Raw genomic sequence first — 19470 nt, 5'->3', positions numbered from 1 at the left:
CCTTAAAATTATAACATAATATTTTAATTATAGCTTTTCAATAACTCTAAGCTTTGCACTTCTACTTCTTGGATTTTCAGTAACTTCTTCTTTGCTTGGCTCTATTGCCTTTCTACTTACTAATTTAACAGTTGGTTTTTTTCCACAAACACATATAGGAAACTCTTTAGGACATTTACATGGATTTGCAAGATCTCTAAATTTCAACTTAACTATTCTATCTTCTAAAGAATGAAATGTTATTATAGCCATTCTGCCACCCTTATTTAATCTTTCAACTCCATCTTCTATAGCCTTATTTAATATTTTTAATTCTCCATTAACTTCTATTCTTATTGCTTGAAAAGTTCTTTTTGCTGGATGAGGTCCCTCTCTTCTAGCTTTCGCTGGTATTGCACTTTTTATTATGTCAACTAATTCTAAAGTTGTATTTATAGGACCTTCTGACCTTCTCTCTACTATAAAGTTAGCAATTCTTTTTGCAAACTTTTCTTCTCCATAATCTTTTATAATTTTAAATAATTCTTCTTCACTATATTCATTTACAACATTATATGCTGAAAATTCATTATCTCTATTCATTCTCATATCTAAAGGTGCATCTTGCATATAGCTAAATCCTCTTTCACCTTCATCTAATTGATATGATGATACTCCTAAGTCCATTAATATTCCGTCTACATTTCCTATATTTAAACTATCTATTATCTCACCTATATTGTAAAAGTTATTGTGAACTAATATTTTATTATTATATTGTTCTAGTCTTTTTGATGCAGCTTTTAATGCATCTTTATCTTGATCTATTCCAATTAAAAGTCCATCTTTATCTAATCTTTTAATTATTTGAGATGAATGTCCAGCTCCACCTAGTGTGCAATCAACATATTTACCATCCTTTTTTATATTTAACCCTTCTAAACATTCATTTAAAAGAACTGAAATGTGTTTAAATTCCATATATTATTCTCCTCTTTTTGCTGTAATTTAAGCTACTAAATTATATAAAATTAATTAACAGTTTATACTATTCTGTTTTAACTTATTTTTAATACATATTTTCACTTTCTCTATTATACTTTACATTTATTTTTATATACTTTCAACTACTATATTCTATTTTTAGCTATTTATTTATAGTTATTCTATAATTATTATTAATTTCCTTCATTTAAAAGTATATTTTTCAATAGTTTGACTTTTAATTATATTTTTTATAAAATAGTTCTATTAAGGGAATAGATAAGTTCTGGTGTACTTACCGGTCTTCAACACCGAGTTGTGGCGCTAATACCGTCATAGGTAGGTTCGATTCCTACATATTCCCGCCATAAATTTAAAATATAACTATAAAAAAAGGTGGATAATATTATCCACCTTTTTTTATAGTTATATTTTATTAAACATTAAATCTAAAGTTTACAACATCTCCGTCTTTCATAACATACTCTTTACCTTCTAATCTGAAAAGACCTTTTTCTTTAGCTGCAGCTTCTGATCCACATTCTACTAAGTCATCATATGAAACAACTTCTGCTCTAATAAATCCTCTTTCAATATCTGAATGAATTTTTCCAGCAGCTTGTGGTGCTTTAGTACCTTGTCTTATAGTCCATGCTCTTACTTCTTGAACACCAGCTGTTAAATAACTTATAAGTCCTAATAATTTATAACCTTCTCTTATAAGTTGATCAAGTCCTGATTCACTTAAACCATATTCACCAAGCATTTCTTCTTTTTCTTCATCTTCAAGTCCTGATAGTTCTTCTTCTATTTTAGCACTTACTATAACTATACCTGAATTTTCATTTGTAGCATATTCTTCTACTTTTTTCACGTATTCATTATGAGTATTTCCACTTACTACGTCGTCCTCTGAAACATTACAAGCATATAATACAGGCTTTGATGTTATTAAGAATAAAGTTTTTATAAATGCTGCTTCATCTTCATTAACGTCTAAAGTTCTAACAGGTAAATTATTTTCTAGGTGAGCTTTAACTTTTTCCATTATCTCATATTCAGCTTTAGCTGTTTTATCTCCTGATCTTACAAGCTTAACAGCCTTTTCCATTCTTCTCTCTAAAACCTCTAAATCTGAGAATATAAGCTCTAAATTTATTGTTTCTATATCTCTTATAGGATCTACTGAACCTTCAACGTGAACAACATTTCCATCATCAAAACATCTAACCACATGAACTATAGCAGCTACTTCTCTTATATGTGATAAAAATTTATTTCCTAATCCTTCACCCTTTGAAGCTCCTTTAACTAATCCAGCTATATCATAAAATTCTATTGAAGTATATACTTTTCTTTTCGTATTATACATTTTTTCTAATACATCTAATCTTTTATCTGGGACACTAACTACTCCAACATTTGGCTCTATAGTACAGAATGGGTAGTTTGCTGACTCCGCTCCTGCCTTTGTTATAGCATTAAATAAAGTACTCTTACCAACATTCGGTAAACCTACGATTCCTAACTTCATTATGTACATTCCTTTCTAACTTTTACTTATACCCATAAATTATACTCTACATAATATTAATTTTCAACTTTTGAATTTTTTATCATTAAATCTTAAATATTACCATGTTTATTTTTTAAAATTTTCCTAATACTAATTATGACCTTTAAGAAAGGAGGTTTTATATTGAAAAAGCATTTTAAAAAGCTTTTATTTATTTTTTCATTTATTTTAACTTTATTAGTAAGCGCTACACCTTTAGCCTTTTCTTCTAATGATAATACTGAATTTAATTGGTACTTTGTTTCTAGAGAAAAAAATAAAACTCCTGAAGCACCAAAAGAATCAGCAACATTTTTAAAAGATAGTAATTCTTTTTATGTTGGAGATACAACAAAAAAAGAATTATATTTAACATTTGATGAAGGATATGAAAAAGGAAACACAGAAGAAATTTTAGACATATTAAAATCCTTAAATGTAAAAGCAGCTTTTTTCGTTGTTAAACCTTATATAACTTCTCATGCTAGTACAGTTACTAGAATGGTTAAAGAAGGGCATTTAGTTTGTAATCATACAAATACACATCCATCAATGGCAAGTATAACAGATGTTTCTAAATTTAATGAGGAAATAAATAGTGTAAATGAAGCTTACAAAGAACTTATTGGTGAAGATATGCCGAAATTCTTTAGACCACCTATGGGAAAATACTCTAAAAGCTCGTTAGATAAAACATCTGCGTTAGGTTACAAAACAATTTTTTGGAGTTTTGCATATAGAGATTGGTTAGTTAATGATCAACCAAATCCTGAATTTGCTATGAAAAAAATTAAAAATGGTGTCCATCCAGGATGTATAATGTTATTACATGCTGTATCTGATACAAATACAAAAATATTGAAAGATTTAATTATATCTTTACAACAAGATGGTTATGAATTTAAAACTTTAAATGATTTACCAGATAAAATGATTATAGAGTGAAGTTAAAACTTCACTCTATAATCATTTTAAGAAAATATATAATTATTTACATCTTTTAATATTTTATTTTTATATTCCTTAGATTTATTTAAAATATCTTCTAACTCTAATTTTATTTCATCAAAATATTCCTCATCCTTTAATGAATTTAAATTAACTTTCACATTTATTATAGAACTTTCTATAGCTGAATGTAATAAACTTGCTGAAACTCCAGCATCTGATATAAGCATTTTATTACCATATTTTATTGCAAATTCTATATTTTCATAAAATTTAATACATTCTCTACAAACTTTAAGAGGTGATATCATAGCTTCATATGTTTTAGCTTTTAATTCAGATTTTCTGTACTCTTTTTCTTCATCTGTATTTTTAGGGAGTTTATAGCATTTCATTAAGTTATTGAAACAAGTTCTATCTTCCTCCATAAAATTTACACAATTTGAAATAAAATTGTTACATTCATTTTCAAATTTTATCATTTCTTGTTTTTTCTCTTCAGTTAATATTTCAAATGACTTTTTATTTATTGTAAGTGAGTATACCATATTATTCAAGCATCCTGCCAATGCTCCTACAAATGCTGCAGTACTTCCTCCTCCTGGAGATGGAGCATCTGAAGCTAATTCATTTACAAATTCTTGTATTTTATAATCTTTAAATAACATTTGACTCCTCCTTAAAAGCTATATTTAATTATCTTTTTCATTTTCTAATAATTTTTCAATCTTTTTAACAATTTCATCTTCACTATTTAATTTTTTTGCAATTTCTAAATGTAATTTTGCTTCTTTAATATTACCAATATTTAAGTAACACATTATTATGTTTGTGCAAATTTCAACTTCTTTTGAAGCTTCAAAAGCTTTTTTAAAATATTGTATTGCTAAATTATATTCTCCTATACAAGCATAATTTAATCCAAGCTCATTTACAACTTCAAGTATTCCGCTTTCTATTTTTATACTTTCACATAAATAATATATAGCTTTATCATGTTTACCTAATTTTCTAAAGCAAACACCTAAGTAATAATATATTAATGGATTACTATCAAATTTATCTACTAATGATAAAAATAATTCAATAGATTTTTCTGGCTCAGTTTCAACTAACTCCACAGCCTTTTCATATGTTGTTACATTTTCTATATCATCCATAAGCATTTCTATTTCAGAAGTTTGTTCTCCACCTCTTCTTAAATACTCATTGATTTCTACCTTAGCTCCAACATAATCATTTTTATCTTTTAATATTATTGCTTTATATAAATAAGGTTCTTTCATATTTCCAAATAGTTTTTTAGCTTCTTCTATATCTTCTAGTAAAATCTCTTCAAAAGCCTTGTCTTTCTCTCTTAAATTAACACCTAGAAGAAGCAACTTTTCCATATATTCTTCCTTTTCTTCAAAATCAAGTAATCCTTTTAATATAAGATAAGCATCATCTAATCTATCCTCTTTAACTCTTTGTGCTACTAAACTTTTTCCACATTCTTCACTTTGAGGTATTTGCATAAGTAATATATTATAATCATCTGCATATTTTATATTTCTATCAGCTCCTAAAGTTAAAAGCATACCTTCTACAAAATAATATATAGGTAAATTTTCTATTTTTATTTTATCATCTATATTACTTGTTATGTATTCAGAACTTATTGGTACAAATAACTCCTTACTATTAAATGAAATATATTCTGGTATATTTAGTATATTTTTAAATCCTTCCTTATCAATCTCTAAGAATAAAAGCTTTCCTAATTTCTCTTTAAATACTGCTTTATAATCCATTTGTTCACCACCTATATAAAAATATCGCTACCACCTATATAAGATGATAGCTTAAATTTCAACTTATTTTTAATTAAGCTTATACATTTTCTTTAAATATAATATATAATTTTACTATATATAAAAATTATTTTTAAAAAACATATTTTTATTACTCTTAATAGTTTTAAATTTTAATATAAAATATAATATATTTTCAAGTATAAATTTTAACATATTTATCTTAAGTAGTTCAATGTTAGTTTTTATATTTTAAATTAAAAGTTTTTAAAACTCTATCTTGAATCATATTTAATATTTATTTTATATAGTAAAAATTTTACTAATAAAATAATAAAGTTATTTTTTATACCTTGTTTAAGTAAAGTAATTTAGTATAAATAAATAAACGGAGGTAAATCCTCCGCTTAAATAAAAATATACTTTTATTTATTTTTTTCTGAATTGTTAGCTTTTTGTTCTTCATCCATTAAATCTGATGTTAACTTTCTTTCATTTGATATTGAAGCCATAACAGAATTTAAATCATCTAAAATATTAAGTTCCTCTGCAATTTCTAAATCACAAACTCTAAATACATCTCCATTCATTCCCTTTGACACATCAAATTTAATTGATTTTGGAATAGAGTTTAAATCACATGAAACTTTTATTGAATCTTTTTCTTTTTGTAAAACTGCCCCTTTATTATTTAAATATTTTTCTCCTAAATATTGTATTGGTACTTCCGTTTCAATATTTTGATTAGAGCTTATAAGTTCTAAATCTAAATGTATTATTTCATGATTTACAGGTTCCCTCTGAACTTCTTTTATTAACGCATCTCTTTTATTTCCATTAATATTTAAACTTAAAACTCCATGTTCCCCAACATTTGCTACTTCTCTACAAAGTTCTAAAGAAGATACCTCAAACATAAAATTTTTCATTTCTTTTCCATAAACTACTCCAGGCACTAACCCCTTATTTCTAGTTTTTCTACCACTATGAGTAACTCTTTTTCTTTCAGTTATATTTAGTTCTGCCATAATAAATACCTCCTATTTTTATTGAAACTCTTTTTAATTATTCCTAAAATAGATAGTATTTATACTACTAATTTATATTAAATATTTTCTGGTATATTATTTTCTGAAAAAACTTCTATTCCATTTTCAATAAATTTTTTTGCTGTAACTCCAAAACCATTAATTTTATTATTTGTAAATGTTCCATCATATATAAAATTACTTCCACAAGATGGACTACCATCTTTTAATATTGCAAATTTTGCATTTATAAGTTTTGCAAGTTTAAAAGCCTCTTCTGCACCTTTATTAAAGTTTTCCGTCAAATCTTCACCTAATTTATTAATAACTGTAAGATTTCCTTCTTTTTTTATAATTTCACAAGGTATTCTAGGAGTGCTTAATCCCCCTAATTGTTCAGGGCATACTAAAATCGCTTTCCCTTCTTTAAATAAATTTAAACATTTTTCATTTTTATTATTTTTACCATTATATTTACAATTACACCCACAAAGGCATGCGCTTATTATAATCACTTTACCACTCTCCTATCTATAAAAATAGCTAAAGGATTTACCTTTAGCTATTTTTATAATTAATATGTATTTTCTTCCCACTCAATTTTGTTCAGATATACATCTACATAGTCATTACTCATTTTAGGATTTATAGTATCTTCATGGGAAATAGTTATTGTTGACATTGCAATTGCATATTTAACGGTATCCTTTAATGATAATCCATTCATATATCCATATCCAACTCCTGCGACAAATGAATCACCAGCTCCAGTTGTATTTTTAACTTTAACTTTTTTAGCTTTTATTTTTCCAACTTCTACTCCATTTGTATAATATATGCCATCTGCATCTAAACTTATAAATATATTTTTTACTCCTTGATCTAAAAAGTATTTTCCTGCTCTTTCTAAATCATCTTTAGTTTTTATTTCAAAACCACAAAGTATTTCAGCTTCATATCTATTTGGCTTTATTGTGTGGAAATATTTAATTAAATGTTTTATATTTCTAGCTTTAGCCGCTGATACTGGATCTAATATAAATTTTGTTTTTCCTTCATATTTTTTAAGTATATATTCAAGTAATTCTGCATCATCAGCATCAAGTATAGTGTATTCTGCAGCCTCTATTATGTGACTTTTAGAATCAATAAAATCAGTATCCATTTCATCTAAACTTTCCATGTCAACTACTGCTGATACCATATCACCTGTATGGTCTAAAATAGCCATGTATGTTGGAGTACATCCGCCTTCAAGTATTAACGAATCTTCCATATTGTAACCTATCATTTTTGAATGTGATAAAATATTTCTACCATTTTCATCATCACCTATAGTTGATATAAACTTAGTTCTAACTCCAACCCTTGCAAGATTTTCTGCAATATTTCTACAAACACCACCAAGTGATATTTTAATATTTCCCGGATTAGAGTCTTTTCCTTTATATGTATTTCTACTAAAGCCTAATATATCAACTATGGATGCTCCAATAACTAGTACATAAGAATCTTTTTCTATCATATTATCTCTCCTGTTTCTATTTCCCATTATTATAAAAAAATCTATCATCATTATAAGTTACAAAAAGAAAAAAATAAAGAATAATTATTTAATTTTTTTTAAATAACACAATGTAAAGGTTTATTTGTATTATTTTTATGTTAAAATCATAGATTATTTATGAACTTAGTGTTTACTTTAATATAACTACAGTTACTCCATCTCCCCCTTCACCATACACTCCTAATCTATGTGACTTTACATGAGGATGTCTCTTTAACATATCATTTATAGCTTTTCTAAGTATTCCTGTTCCTTTACCATGAACTATTGTAACTTCACCTAAATTAGCCATATAAGCATCATCTAAATATTTATCCGCTCTATAACATGCTTCTTCTGCATCTAACCCTCTAAGATCTACTCTTGATGATACAGAACTTAAATTTAATTTCACTTCCCTCTTTTTCTTTTCTTTTTTCTTTGTATTAGGATTATTTATAGCTCTTAGATCTTTAGCTTTAGCTGTTATTTTCATTATGCCTGCCTCTACTAAAACTTCACCTTTATTATCTGGAAGAGATAATACTGTTACATTCTGATTCAATGATGGAAGATATGCCTCCATTCCAAGTTTTATATTTTTTATTTCTTCTCCTTTTTGTTCTTTTTGCTTATAAATTTCATTTTCTTTATTTTCTAAACTTTCTCTAAGTTTTCTTCTCTCTTCTTCAAGCCTACTTCTTCCACCGCCTGATATTCCTAACTTTTCAAGTTCCCTCATAGCTTTTAATATATCATCAGCTTCTTCTTTTGCATCTGATATTATATTTTTCGCTTCTTGCCTTGCTTCCATATAAACTTTATCTCTAGTTTTATCTAACTTCTTAAGTTTTTCTTCAAATTTTTTCTTTAATTCATTAGCTTCTTCTTTTATTTTTAAAGCTTCTCTAGCATCTCTTTTAGCTATTATACTTTTTTCTTGAAGTTCTCTTATTAAATCTTCAAATTGTAGGTTTTCATTAGATATAAATTCTTTTGCAGAATTTATTACATCTTCATTTAATCCTAATCTTCTTGATATTTCAAAAGCATTAGATTTACCTGGAACACCTATTAAAAGTCTATATGTTGGCTTTAATGTTTTTACATCAAATTCAACTGAAGCATTCTCTACATCTTTATTTTTAAGAGCATATCCTTTAAGTTCACTATAATGGGTAGTTGCAATAACTTTAGTTCCTCTAGCTTTTAAATTATCTATTATTGCAGCAGCAAGTGCAGCTCCTTCTGTTGGATCTGTTCCTGCACCTAATTCATCAAAAAGCACTAAAGATTCTTTAGTTGCTTTCTTCATTATATCTACTATATTAGTCATATGCGATGAAAATGTTGAAAGAGATTGTTCTATACTTTGTTCATCACCTATATCTGCAAATATTTCTTTATAATATGCAATAGTTGAACCTTCCTTAGCAGGTATTAAAAGTCCAGACATTCCCATAAGATGTATTAATCCTACTGTTTTTAATGTTACTGTTTTACCTCCTGTATTAGGTCCAGTAATCATTATTACATTATATTCATCACCTAAATATATATCTGAAGATATAACTTCTTTTGGATTTATAAGTGGGTGCCTTGCACTTATAATATCAAATCTTCCATCATCACTAACATTAGGATAAGTCCCATCAATACTAGATGCATATGCACCTTTAGCAAATATAAAATCTAATTTACCTAATATTTCATTATTGCTTTTACATATATTTATATTGTTTGCTATTTTAAGTGACAAATCTTGAAGTATTCTTTCTATCTCAGCCTTTTCTTTTAACATAAGCTCCTTAATTTCATTATTTAAATTAACAAGACTCATAGGCTCTATAAAAAGAGTTGCTCCTGTTGAACTTTGATCATGTACAATACCCGGCACCTGACCTTTATATTCTACCTTTACAGGTAAAACATATCTTTCACCTCTCATAGTATAAAGAGTTTCTTGAAGATATTTTGAATAACTTCTAACAATACTATTTATCTTTTCTCTAACTGAAGAATTTTTTTCTTTTAAATTTCTTCTCAAACTTCTTAAAGTGGCAGATGCCCTGTCACTTATTTCATCTTCTGATACAATTGCTCTTTCTATATAATCTTCCAAATCCTTTAAAGGTTCCAATATATATGCTAAATCTTCAATTCTTTCAAAAGCTAATTCTTCTTCTTCTCTTTTAACATACTCTTTAAATCTTCTAGAACACTTTAACATATTGCCAACTCTTAATATTTGTCCAGCTGATAATACTCCACCCTTTCCAGCTCTTTCTATAGCTTCTCTTACATCATATAACCCTTCAAAAGGTGGTGCTCCCTTTGAAACTAACATATCAAGTGCTTCTTTTGTTTCCTTTAATGCCATTTCCATCTCATATTTAGTTTCATAAGGAACAAGTTCATCTATAATCTTTCTTCCCATTTGTGTTTTAGAATATTTTTTTAAATTTTCCTTTACTTTTTTAAATTCTAACACTCTAAATGTTCTATCATTCATCTTTTATTCTACACCTCTTCTGTAATGACCTTTTGTGTAATCTTTAACATCTATAACTTTTTTGTTATTAAATTCATTAATTACTTTTCTTACTTCATCTATTGTCTCATCTGTAAAATCTAATCTTAAACAATTTATCCCCATATCTTTTAAATCATCGATTTCTTCTATTAAATTTAAAGGAAGAGAATTTAATATATAACTTCTACAAAATACATCTGTCATAATACTAAACTTTTCATTTACTCTATCAATCAAAGTATATATGTCTTTTTCACAAGCTCTATTACAACTTTTATTTGTATCTTTTAAACCAAATGTACTTCCTATAGGACAATATTCACTAACCATAAGTTCAGTTTTTCCATATATCATTTTAGCACAATTATATTTTGAACTCTTTAATAATGCTTTTATTTCTTTTCTATTTAATTCTTCACTAACTGTAATTATATCTAAATCTTCTTTAAAGAAATTTAAAGCTTCACTATTAAATATGTTTAATTTATAGTCACCTATAATTTTCAATTCATTTTTATATTTATTTATTATACCTACATTTGATGTTAAAATACCATAAATATAAGGTTTTACTTTTTCTATAATATTTACAACTGAACTAAATTCACTTTTTATTATATTAGGTAATTTAAGTATTAATTTATTTGTTTTACTATATTCTTTTAAATCATCTATTTTAATTGAATTTTTGTATCTACTAAATATATCTACTGCAATATACTCAAAATCTTTTTTTAATTCATTAAATTGATCTTTTAATATAACCTTCGGCAAAACATCTATAGCTTTAATTTCCTTAGAAATATTTTTAACTTCTACTTCTTTACCATATCTATTTCTTCTATACTTAGAACATTCACCTTTTACTATTTTCTCAAATAAAGCTCTTCTTAATTCATTAAGGTCTCCTATTCTCATAAACCCGTTATCAAAATCAATAAAATTAATTTTATTAAATTTATAAGGATAATCACCAGATTTAAATAATGCTTTTTCAATTCTTTCTTTATCTAAAGGCCTATTTGTAGCTTCTTCAACTATTTCCCCTGAAACTTCATAGTAATTATCATTAAATAAAGCACCTAATTTCAATTTCTCATTAACTTTAAATGTTACATATCCTTCTAATTCTATTTTTCTACCATATGGTTTAATAGTTTCAGAAAGTTCAAGAGTTAATTTTTTATCTGACATTTTATATAAAAAATCACCTTTTTTATAATCTATAGGAAAAAGTTTTACTTTATCACCTTTTTTAGCTTCTTTAATTTCATTTTTATTTTTTATTATTTTACTTAAAGTAAAACCACCATCATTTACTCTTATTCCATCACCTAAAGATATATCTCTTTCTAATATTACTTCTCCATTTTCTAATACTTTCCCTAATATAACACCTGTATTTTTAGGAAAATTATAACTCATCATATCTCTACCAACATCTTTTTTTAAATAAGCCTTAGAAAAACCTTCTCTATTAAAAAGCTGTAATAATTCATCTTTTCCAATCTTTACATCAAATTTTTCATGAAAAAGTTCTTTATCTACTGCTTTTCTGTAATTTCTAACTACACCAGCAACATACTCTGGCCTTTTCATTCGACCTTCTATTTTTAAAGAATACGTTCCACTATTAATTATATCTTTAACATCTTCTATAGTACACATATCTTTTGGAGATAATAAATAGCCTCTTTTTTCTCCAGATTTTCTTGATTTTAATGTATACTCCATTCTACAAGGTTGTGCACATCTTCCTCTATTTCCACTTCTTCCACCAATCATAGAACTCATTAAACATTGTCCTGAATAACATACACAAAGTGCTCCATGAACAAACATTTCTGTTTCTATTTTTAAATCTTTTGATATATGCTTTATTTCTTCAAAAGTTAATTCTCTTGATAATACTATTCTATGAAAGCCTCTCTCTTTAAAGTAAAGCGCACCTTCACCATTATGTATTGTCATTTGAGTAGAAGCATGTAATTCGAAATCACTATATTTTTCTTTTATTAATTTAACTAAACCTAGGTCTTGTATTATAAGTGCATCTACTCCTATTTCATATAAATAACCTGCATATTTTAAAGCCTTTTGTAGTTCTTCTTCCTTTAATAAAGTATTCATAGTAACATATACTTTTACTCCATAGCTATGTGCATAATCTATAGCTTTTTTCATATTCTCATTATCAAAGTTAGATGCATATGCTCTTGCTGAAAATTTATTTCCGCCTAAGTATATAGCATCTGCACCATTATTTATTGCAGCATAAAGACTTTCCATACTTCCTGCTGGTGCTAAAACTTCTATTTTGTTCATTTTCATCTCTCCTAAATTTTTAAAAAATAATTTCTCCTATGTATTATTTTAGTTTAACTTATAAACACACAAAAATAAAGTACTGAGCAAAATTTAGTTACTCAGCACTTTATGATTACTTTCTCTTTAATAAAACAGGCTCATTTTTAGCTTTTACCTTAGTAACTTCTATTTGAGCATCTATAAGCTTCTTTTCTAAATCTAAAATTTTATATTTACTAGTTTGAAGTGCTATTCTTGTGCTTTTTCCAGCTTCCATAAGTTTATTTCTGTCTTCCTTATACTTACAAGCCTTTTCTGTTAACTCTTCTATAATTGATTTCTTATCATTTATATCTTTATTTAAAGTTTCTATTTCTATTTTAAGATTTTCTATCTCATTATTTTTTTCATTTTCTATATTATTAAAGTTATCTATTGTATCACGATTTTTTCTGATCTCATCTTTTAGTGAATTATTTAACTTTTCTTTTTCTGCAATTAGTAAGTTTAACTTTTCCTCGTTTTTATCTAATACATTAGATAAAGTTTTATTTTTATCTTCATATTCATTTATAATATCTTCATTATTTTTTATTTCTACGTTCAGTTCTCTAATCTTTCCATTTAATTTTCTTATATCTTTTTCTAATATATTTTTTTGTTCTGCTTCTTTGTTTAAGTTTTCTAATAAATTAATCTTTTCTTTTTCTATATTTTTAATTTTCTGTTCAAGATTATTATTTATAGTAGAAATATTATTTATTAACTCTTTATTAGTATCATTTTTAGATTCAAGATCCTTTATCTCTCTATATAATATCTTTTCACTTTCTTCTCTTTCTTTTGTTATTTCTTTTATTCTATTTTTATAAGTTTCATTTTCAGATTTTAATATTCTATTTTCTTCTTTAAGCTTATTTACGCAACTCTTTAATTTTTTTATTTCTTCTTCATTTTCTTTTATCTTAATTTCATTTTTTTCTTTTATTCCTTTTAAATCAACATTTGATTTATTTAGTTCATCTCTTTCCTTTATAAGATTATTCCTATCTTCTTTTAAACCATTTATAGTATTTTCTTTTCCATCTATTATTTTAGAACTTTCCTCTTTAAATTTTTCTAAGTTAATTTTTACTTCTTCTAAACTTTTATTTAATGCTAGATTTTCTTTTTCTATACTATTTTTTAACTTTGCTATGTTTCTTAATTCATCATCTGTTTTATATAATATATCTGTAATATTAACAGCTGCTAAAACAGATGCTTGTGAAATACTAAGCATTTTATTTTTAGCTAGTACCTCTTTTATTCTTTCGTCAACATAAGATGCAATATCTCTTAAATATTCTTCACTTTCTTTACCCTTTAAGTTATAATCTACTCCATTTATGTTAACCGTAATTTTTACCATTATGTCCCACCTCTTAAAATATAATCTTCCTATTATATTAATTATATTTGATATTTTAAGTTTGTACAATTATGTATATTAAAAAGGTAATTAATTTTATTATTATTTTAAAGAAAAGAGGTAGTTTAAAAACTACCTCTTTTAAATTTATTGTTCTCTTAAAATAGCACCTAATTTATGTTCAAGTGATCTTAAAATTTTATCATGTACTTTATTTACTTCTTTATCTGTTAAAGTTTTATTTTCATTTCTATATGTTATTGCGTAAGCAATACTTTTCTTTCCTTGTGGAACTTGTTCTCCTCTGTAAATATCAAAAAGTTCTACTTTTTCAACAATATTTCCACCAGCTTTTATTATTGAATCTTCTATATCTTGAACTAATATATTTTCTTCAACTAAAAGAGCTATATCTCTTGTAACAGCAGGGAATTTTGGTAAAGGTTTATACTTCTTTTCAAGTTCTGAATTTTTATATACTTCATCTAAATCTATTTCTGCTACAAAACAAGAAGTTTCTATACCAAAGTTTTCAGCTACATCTGGATGTATTTCTCCAAATACTCCAGCCTCAAATTTTCTACCAACAACAAGTTTTGCTGTTTTTCCTGGATGGAATGTAGGATTTTCTGATTCTCTTAAGAATTTAACGCCTTTAACTCCTAATCCATCAATTAAGTTTTCAACTATACCTTTTAAATCTAGATAGTCTACGTTTCCGTAAATTCCAATAGTTAAAATATTTTTTTCTATTGGTAATTCTGTTTCATCTTCTGAAGGAATATAAACTTTTCCTATTTCAAAAAGATAAGCTTCACTATTATTTCTTGTATAATTTCTTGAAAGTGATTCCATCATTGAAGCTAAAGTTGTTGTTCTCATAACACTATAATCTTCACCTAAAGGATTTTTGATAGTTACAACTTTTCTTAAATCACTATCTTCACTTAATTCTATCTTATCAAATGCTTTCTTTGATATAAATGAATAGCTTATTGATTGATTTAAACCACTAGCTATCATTATATCAACAACTTTTTCATCTAATAATTCTTTCTTATATTTAGCTTCTCTTTCAGTTTGAGCCTTAAATATTGTACCTTCTATGTTATTATATCCATATATTCTAGCCACTTCTTCTGCTATATCTTCTTTTATAGCTATGTCAATTCTAAATGTTGGTATTGTAATTTCTAACATATCACCATTTATTTCAGTTTTTAAATCTACTGAATCTAAACATCTTTTCATTTCCTCTATTGAAATATTTGTTCCTAAAAATTTATTTATCCAAGTAGAATCAACAGCTATATGTCCTTCTTCTTTTACTTCGTTATATACGTCTATAGTTCCATCTATAACTTCTCCAATACCTAATTCACATACTAAAGCACAAGCTCTATCAAGTGCAAGTTTTGCTAAATTTGGATCTATATCTTTTTCAAATCTTGATGAACTTTCTGTTCTAATTCCTAGTTTTTTAGAGTTTACTCTTATATTAGTTCCTTCAAAATTTGCACATTCAAAATAAATATCTGTTGTGTCTTTTTTTACTTCTGAATTTAATCCACCCATTATTCCTGCTATCGCAACAGTTTTATCATCATCCTTTATACATAAAACGCTACTATCAAGTTTTCTATTAACTTCATCTAAAGTTACAAACTCTTCACCATCTTTAGCTCTTTCTACAACTATTTTATTTGACTTAATTTCTCTTTTGTCAAATGCATGCATTGGTTCTCCAGTTTCTAACATAACAAAATTAGTAATGTCAACTATATTATTTATAGGTCTAACCCCTGATTCTAAAAGTCTATCTTGCATCCATTTAGGTGAAGGTCCTATTTTAACATTTCTAACTCCTCTTGCCATATATCTTCTACATAAAGAATCTCTAACTTCAACTTTCAATTCGTCATTTATGTTACTTCCATCTACAGTTTTATATTGAAAGTTTGGCATTTTATAATTAGTTTTTAAAGTAGCAGCTGTTTCTCTTGCCATACCTATCATACTTAGGCAATCTGGTCTATTTGATGTTATATCAAAATCTAAAGTTTCTTTCTTAAGACCTAAATATTCTTTTATTTCAACACCTATAGGAGCATCCTCTTCTAATATCATAAGTCCATCAACTTCTTCTTCACCTTTTAAGCCAAGTTCTGCTTCTGAACAAAACATACCATTTGATACAACGCCTCTAAGTTTTCCCTTTTTAATTTCTGTTCCATCTGCTAATGTTGATTTATGAAGTGCAACAGGAACCTTGTCTCCAACTTTCATGTTAGTTGCAGCTGTAACTATTTGTATTTCTTCTCCTCCAATATCAACTTGACATATACTTAATTTTTCAGCATCTGGATGCTTTTCTATAGAATTGAATTTACAAACAACAACTCTATTTATATTATCTCCTTGAACTATTATTCCTTCTAAGGCTGAACCTGTAAGAGTTAATAAATCCCCAAGTTCTTTAGCACTTACATTTATATCAACATAATCTTTTAGCCAACTATATGGTACTTTCATTTAATTTACCTCCTGATTTATTAAATTTTTACTAGAATTGATCTAAAAATCTCATATCACTTTCATATAGTAATCTTATATCATCTATTCCATATTTAAGCATTACCATTCTATCTACACCGAATCCGAAAGCAAATCCTGAATATTCTTCTGGATCTATTCCACAATTTCTTAAAACTTCTGGATGAACCATTCCACAACCTAGTATTTCTATCCATCCACTTCCTTTACAAACTTTACAGCCTTTTCCACCACAAACAAAGCAAGTAGCATCCATCTCTGCTGAAGGTTCAGTAAATGGGAAATGATGAGGTCTAAATTTAGTTTTTACTTTATCTCCAAACATTTTCTTTGCAAATAATTCTAATGTTCCTTTTAAATCAGCAAAAGTTACTCCTTTATCAACAACTAAGCCTTCCATTTGATAGAATATAGGTGAATGAGTAGCATCAACATCATCTGATCTATAAACTTTTCCTGGTGATATCATTTTTATTGGAAGAGTTTGTTTTTCCATAGTTCTAACTTGAACAGGAGAAGTTTGAGTTCTTAAAACAAGACTATCATTTATGTAAAAAGTATCTTGTTCACTTCTTGCTGGATGATCTTTTGGAATATTTAACGCTTCAAAATTATATTTATCAAGTTCTATTTCTGGACCTTCCTCTATAGTAAATCCCATTGATACAAATATATTTTTCATACTTTGAAGAGTTAAATCTAATGGATGTCTCTTTCCTATTCTATTTTTCTTTCCTGGTAATGAAATATCTATAATTTCACTTGCTAGCTTTTCATTTTTTTCTTTATTTTTTATTTCTTTAGAAACACTTTCAATTTTTTCTTCTAATATACTTTTTACTTCATTAACAAGCTTTCCAACTATAGGTCTTTCCTCTTTAGAAACATCTTTCATACCTCTTAATATAGTTGTAAGTTCTCCTTTTTTTCCAAGAAATCTTACTCTTATTTCTTCTATTTGAGAAGAAGTATTAGCAGTTTCAATTTCTTTTAATGCTGCTGCTTGAATATTTTTAAGTTTTTCTTGCATATTCAAAATCTCCTTTCTTTAAAAACAATATTTTTTTACAATAAAAAAACCGCCCCTAAAAAGGGACGGAATATCCGCGTTACCACCCTAATTGGTTTAATAAAATGAACTTTACTAAACCCAACTCGTAAATATAACGGTTTTAACCGCTAACCACTACTTTAATTAAATTTCGCAGTTAGAACTCCAGAGTGAACTTCAGAATAAAACTTTTAAAATAGCTTACAGTCAACGGCTATTTCTCCCTTAAAAAGTTATTTATACCTACTCTCTCTTTCTTAGTCTTTTAATGTAATTTTATACTATTAGATTATACATATTATTAATCAAAATTTCAATAGTTATCTTATTTGTCTTACTCTTTCATAAATAATAATAGATGCTGCCACTCCAACATTTAAAGATTCTGCTCCGCCAGGCATAGGAATTTTTACTTTTTTATCAGAAATATTATATATCTCTTTTGATACACCATTTCCTTCATTTCCAACAGTAATTATAATATTTCCTGTCAAATCCTCATTAAAAAAATCTTTGCTTCCTTCAAGTGAAGTAGAAACAATTGAAAATCCTTTATTTTTTAAATTCATTATATTTTTCAAATCTTCATCTTCTTGAATTATTGGTATATAAAACATAGAACCCATTGTAGATCTTATAGTTTTATCATTATATATGTCTACAGTTCCTTTAGTTAATATAATTCCATCTATATTAGCTGCATGAGCTGTTCTTATTATAGTTCCCAAATTTCCAGGATCTTGAACTTTATCACAAAGCAAATAAAAACTACCATTTAACTTTCTATCATTGTTATCCATACATATAACTGCAAGTATACCTTGAGGGTGTTCTGTTTGAGTACAGTCTAAAAATAAATCATTATTTAATCCAAAAATTTTACCTTCATAATTATATTTTTGCAATAATTCTTCTGCTTTATATTTAGCACCTTCTGTAAAAAATATACAATCTATTTTTGTATTAGCTTTTAATGCTTCCTCTACAAGTCTAAAACCTTCGATTAAATACTTTTTTGCTTTATTTCTATTTTTTCTCTCTTTTAATTTTTTTATTTCTTTATATATAGCATTTTCTTTACTTTCTATATAAATCAATGTAATTACCTCGTCAATTAAAATTTAACTATCATACCTTCTAACTTACTTAAGTCTTCAGCAGATCCTATTGCAACTATAATATCTTTACTATTAATCACAAAGTCAGCAGGAGGTGAAAGATTTATTTCATCATCTCTCTTTATAGCCATAACATTTATCCCGTACTTACTTCTAAGTTTTAACTCTCTTATAGTTTTATCGTTCCAATCTTCTGGAGTCTCTATCTCCATAATACTATAATCAGGAGATAACTCTATAAAATCTAATATACTTTCTGATACCAAATTGTGTGCAACTCTAACTCCCATATCCTTTTCTGGTAATATTACTCTGTCTGCACCTATTTTATATAGTACTTTAGCATGTAAATCACTATTTCCCTTTGCAATAATATATTTAACTCCAAGTTCTTTAACTAAAAGAGTAACCATTACACTTGCTTGTATATTAGAACCAATAGTAACTACTGCAACGTCAAAATTTCTAAGTCCTAATGTTCTAAGAGCACCTTCATCTGTTGCATCCATTTGAACAGCATGAGTTACCTTATCTGATATATCTTGTATTAAATCTTCATCTTTATCTATTACTAAAACGTCATTGCCTAGTCCATATAAAGTTTCAGCAACTGATGATCCAAATCTACCAAGACCAATTACTACAAATTGCTTTTTTACCATAT

Annotated in this window: 15 protein-coding genes, 1 tRNA gene and 1 other annotated feature; of the genes, 2 read left to right on the top strand and 14 right to left on the bottom strand. The window is 26.6% G+C overall.

Annotated features, from left to right (window positions below; all coding sequences use genetic code 11):
• Positions 1 to 27: 27 nt before the first annotated feature.
• The gene (gene rsmH / locus AC4FQW_RS01555; protein ID WP_491146873.1) at positions 28 to 960 is read right to left on the bottom strand and encodes a 16S rRNA (cytosine(1402)-N(4))-methyltransferase RsmH; all 933 of its coding nucleotides are present in this window, start codon (positions 958 to 960) and stop codon (positions 28 to 30) included.
• Between the two features lie 274 nt (positions 961 to 1234).
• Here rsmH and AC4FQW_RS01550 point away from each other — a divergent pair.
• Positions 1235 to 1331 (top strand) — tRNA-Sec (locus AC4FQW_RS01550).
• 68 nt (positions 1332 to 1399) lie between these two features.
• Here AC4FQW_RS01550 and ychF read toward each other — a convergent pair.
• Complete coding sequence (ychF, locus tag AC4FQW_RS01545; protein ID WP_303129028.1) at positions 1400 to 2497, bottom strand: redox-regulated ATPase YchF; 1098 nt, start codon at positions 2495 to 2497, stop codon at positions 1400 to 1402.
• A 162-nt stretch (positions 2498 to 2659) separates the two neighbouring features.
• On the opposite strand from ychF, the gene pdaA reads away from it, so the two are divergent.
• Complete coding sequence (pdaA, locus tag AC4FQW_RS01540; protein ID WP_491148134.1) at positions 2660 to 3463, top strand: delta-lactam-biosynthetic de-N-acetylase; 804 nt, start codon at positions 2660 to 2662, stop codon at positions 3461 to 3463.
• 26 nt (positions 3464 to 3489) lie between these two features.
• Here the strand turns inward: pdaA and AC4FQW_RS01535 are convergent, their stop codons facing one another.
• The 12 genes from AC4FQW_RS01535 to AC4FQW_RS01480 all read right to left on the bottom strand — a co-directional run bounded on the left by AC4FQW_RS01535 (position 3490) and on the right by AC4FQW_RS01480 (position 19468).
• Positions 3490 to 4134, bottom strand: a complete 645-nt coding sequence (locus tag AC4FQW_RS01535) for a cyclodeaminase/cyclohydrolase family protein (RefSeq protein WP_303129030.1) — start codon at positions 4132 to 4134, stop codon at positions 3490 to 3492.
• Between the two features lie 24 nt (positions 4135 to 4158).
• Positions 4159 to 5259: a tetratricopeptide repeat protein gene (locus AC4FQW_RS01530; RefSeq protein WP_303129033.1), complete on the bottom strand. Its 1101-nt coding sequence runs from the start codon at positions 5257 to 5259 to the stop codon at positions 4159 to 4161.
• Positions 5260 to 5684: 425 nt separating this feature from the next.
• Complete coding sequence (locus tag AC4FQW_RS01525) at positions 5685 to 6287, bottom strand: 50S ribosomal protein L25 (RefSeq protein ID WP_303129035.1); 603 nt, start codon at positions 6285 to 6287, stop codon at positions 5685 to 5687.
• A gap of 77 nt (positions 6288 to 6364) precedes the next feature.
• On the bottom strand, positions 6365 to 6802 hold the full coding sequence (locus tag AC4FQW_RS01520) for a 2-thiouracil desulfurase family protein (RefSeq protein ID WP_303129036.1): 438 nt from the start codon (positions 6800 to 6802) through the stop codon (positions 6365 to 6367).
• A 59-nt stretch (positions 6803 to 6861) separates the two neighbouring features.
• Positions 6862 to 7812, bottom strand: a complete 951-nt coding sequence (locus AC4FQW_RS01515) for a carbohydrate kinase family protein (RefSeq protein ID WP_303129038.1) — start codon at positions 7810 to 7812, stop codon at positions 6862 to 6864.
• A gap of 172 nt (positions 7813 to 7984) precedes the next feature.
• On the bottom strand, positions 7985 to 10345 hold the full coding sequence (locus AC4FQW_RS01510; RefSeq protein WP_303129039.1) for an endonuclease MutS2: 2361 nt from the start codon (positions 10343 to 10345) through the stop codon (positions 7985 to 7987).
• Positions 10346 to 10348: 3 nt separating this feature from the next.
• The gene (locus AC4FQW_RS01505; RefSeq protein ID WP_491146872.1) at positions 10349 to 12691 is read right to left on the bottom strand and encodes a U32 family peptidase; all 2343 of its coding nucleotides are present in this window, start codon (positions 12689 to 12691) and stop codon (positions 10349 to 10351) included.
• Between the two features lie 115 nt (positions 12692 to 12806).
• Positions 12807 to 14084 carry a cell division protein ZapA gene (gene zapA, locus AC4FQW_RS01500; protein WP_491146871.1) on the bottom strand — a complete coding sequence of 426 codons (1278 nt, stop codon included), beginning with the start codon at positions 14082 to 14084 and terminating at the stop codon, positions 12807 to 12809.
• Positions 14085 to 14231: 147 nt separating this feature from the next.
• Entirely contained in the window at positions 14232 to 16616 is a 2385-nt protein-coding gene (gene pheT, locus AC4FQW_RS01495) for a phenylalanine--tRNA ligase subunit beta (RefSeq protein WP_491146870.1), read from the bottom strand.
• A 31-nt stretch (positions 16617 to 16647) separates the two neighbouring features.
• A complete protein-coding gene (pheS, locus tag AC4FQW_RS01490; protein WP_303129044.1) occupies positions 16648 to 17667 on the bottom strand; it encodes a phenylalanine--tRNA ligase subunit alpha in 1020 nt (339 codons plus the stop codon).
• 58 nt (positions 17668 to 17725) lie between these two features.
• Positions 17726 to 17956: a binding site (T-box leader), on the bottom strand.
• Between the two features lie 52 nt (positions 17957 to 18008).
• Complete coding sequence (locus AC4FQW_RS01485) at positions 18009 to 18785, bottom strand: TrmH family RNA methyltransferase (RefSeq protein ID WP_491146869.1); 777 nt, start codon at positions 18783 to 18785, stop codon at positions 18009 to 18011.
• Positions 18786 to 18802: 17 nt separating this feature from the next.
• Complete coding sequence (locus tag AC4FQW_RS01480) at positions 18803 to 19468, bottom strand: potassium channel family protein (RefSeq protein ID WP_303129046.1); 666 nt, start codon at positions 19466 to 19468, stop codon at positions 18803 to 18805.
• Between the last annotated feature and the right edge of the window lie 2 nt (positions 19469 to 19470).

It is taken from the genome of Clostridium sp. TJA085 (genome assembly GCF_058310235.1).
Note: the sequence above shows the minus strand (reverse complement) of the source record. Positions and strands in the feature narration are given on the sequence as shown.

Excerpts from the sequence above, each read along its gene's own strand:
- zapA (WP_491146871.1), bottom strand. The coding sequence starts at position 14,084 with ATGGTAAAAATTACGGTTAACATAAATGGAGTAGATTATAACTTAAAG.
- AC4FQW_RS01510 (WP_303129039.1), bottom strand. The coding sequence starts at position 10,345 with ATGAATGATAGAACATTTAGAGTGTTAGAATTTAAAAAAGTAAAGGAA.
- AC4FQW_RS01515 (WP_303129038.1), bottom strand. The coding sequence starts at position 7,812 with ATGATAGAAAAAGATTCTTATGTACTAGTTATTGGAGCATCCATAGTT.
- pheS (WP_303129044.1), bottom strand. The coding sequence starts at position 17,667 with ATGCAAGAAAAACTTAAAAATATTCAAGCAGCAGCATTAAAAGAAATT.
- AC4FQW_RS01525 (WP_303129035.1), bottom strand. The coding sequence starts at position 6,287 with ATGGCAGAACTAAATATAACTGAAAGAAAAAGAGTTACTCATAGTGGT.
- AC4FQW_RS01535 (WP_303129030.1), bottom strand. The coding sequence starts at position 4,134 with ATGTTATTTAAAGATTATAAAATACAAGAATTTGTAAATGAATTAGCT.
- ychF (WP_303129028.1), bottom strand. The coding sequence starts at position 2,497 with ATGAAGTTAGGAATCGTAGGTTTACCGAATGTTGGTAAGAGTACTTTA.
- AC4FQW_RS01530 (WP_303129033.1), bottom strand. The coding sequence starts at position 5,259 with ATGGATTATAAAGCAGTATTTAAAGAGAAATTAGGAAAGCTTTTATTC.
- AC4FQW_RS01480 (WP_303129046.1), bottom strand. The coding sequence starts at position 19,468 with ATGGTAAAAAAGCAATTTGTAGTAATTGGTCTTGGTAGATTTGGATCA.
- rsmH (WP_491146873.1), bottom strand. The coding sequence starts at position 960 with ATGGAATTTAAACACATTTCAGTTCTTTTAAATGAATGTTTAGAAGGG.
- AC4FQW_RS01505 (WP_491146872.1), bottom strand. The coding sequence starts at position 12,691 with ATGAACAAAATAGAAGTTTTAGCACCAGCAGGAAGTATGGAAAGTCTT.
- pheT (WP_491146870.1), bottom strand. The coding sequence starts at position 16,616 with ATGAAAGTACCATATAGTTGGCTAAAAGATTATGTTGATATAAATGTA.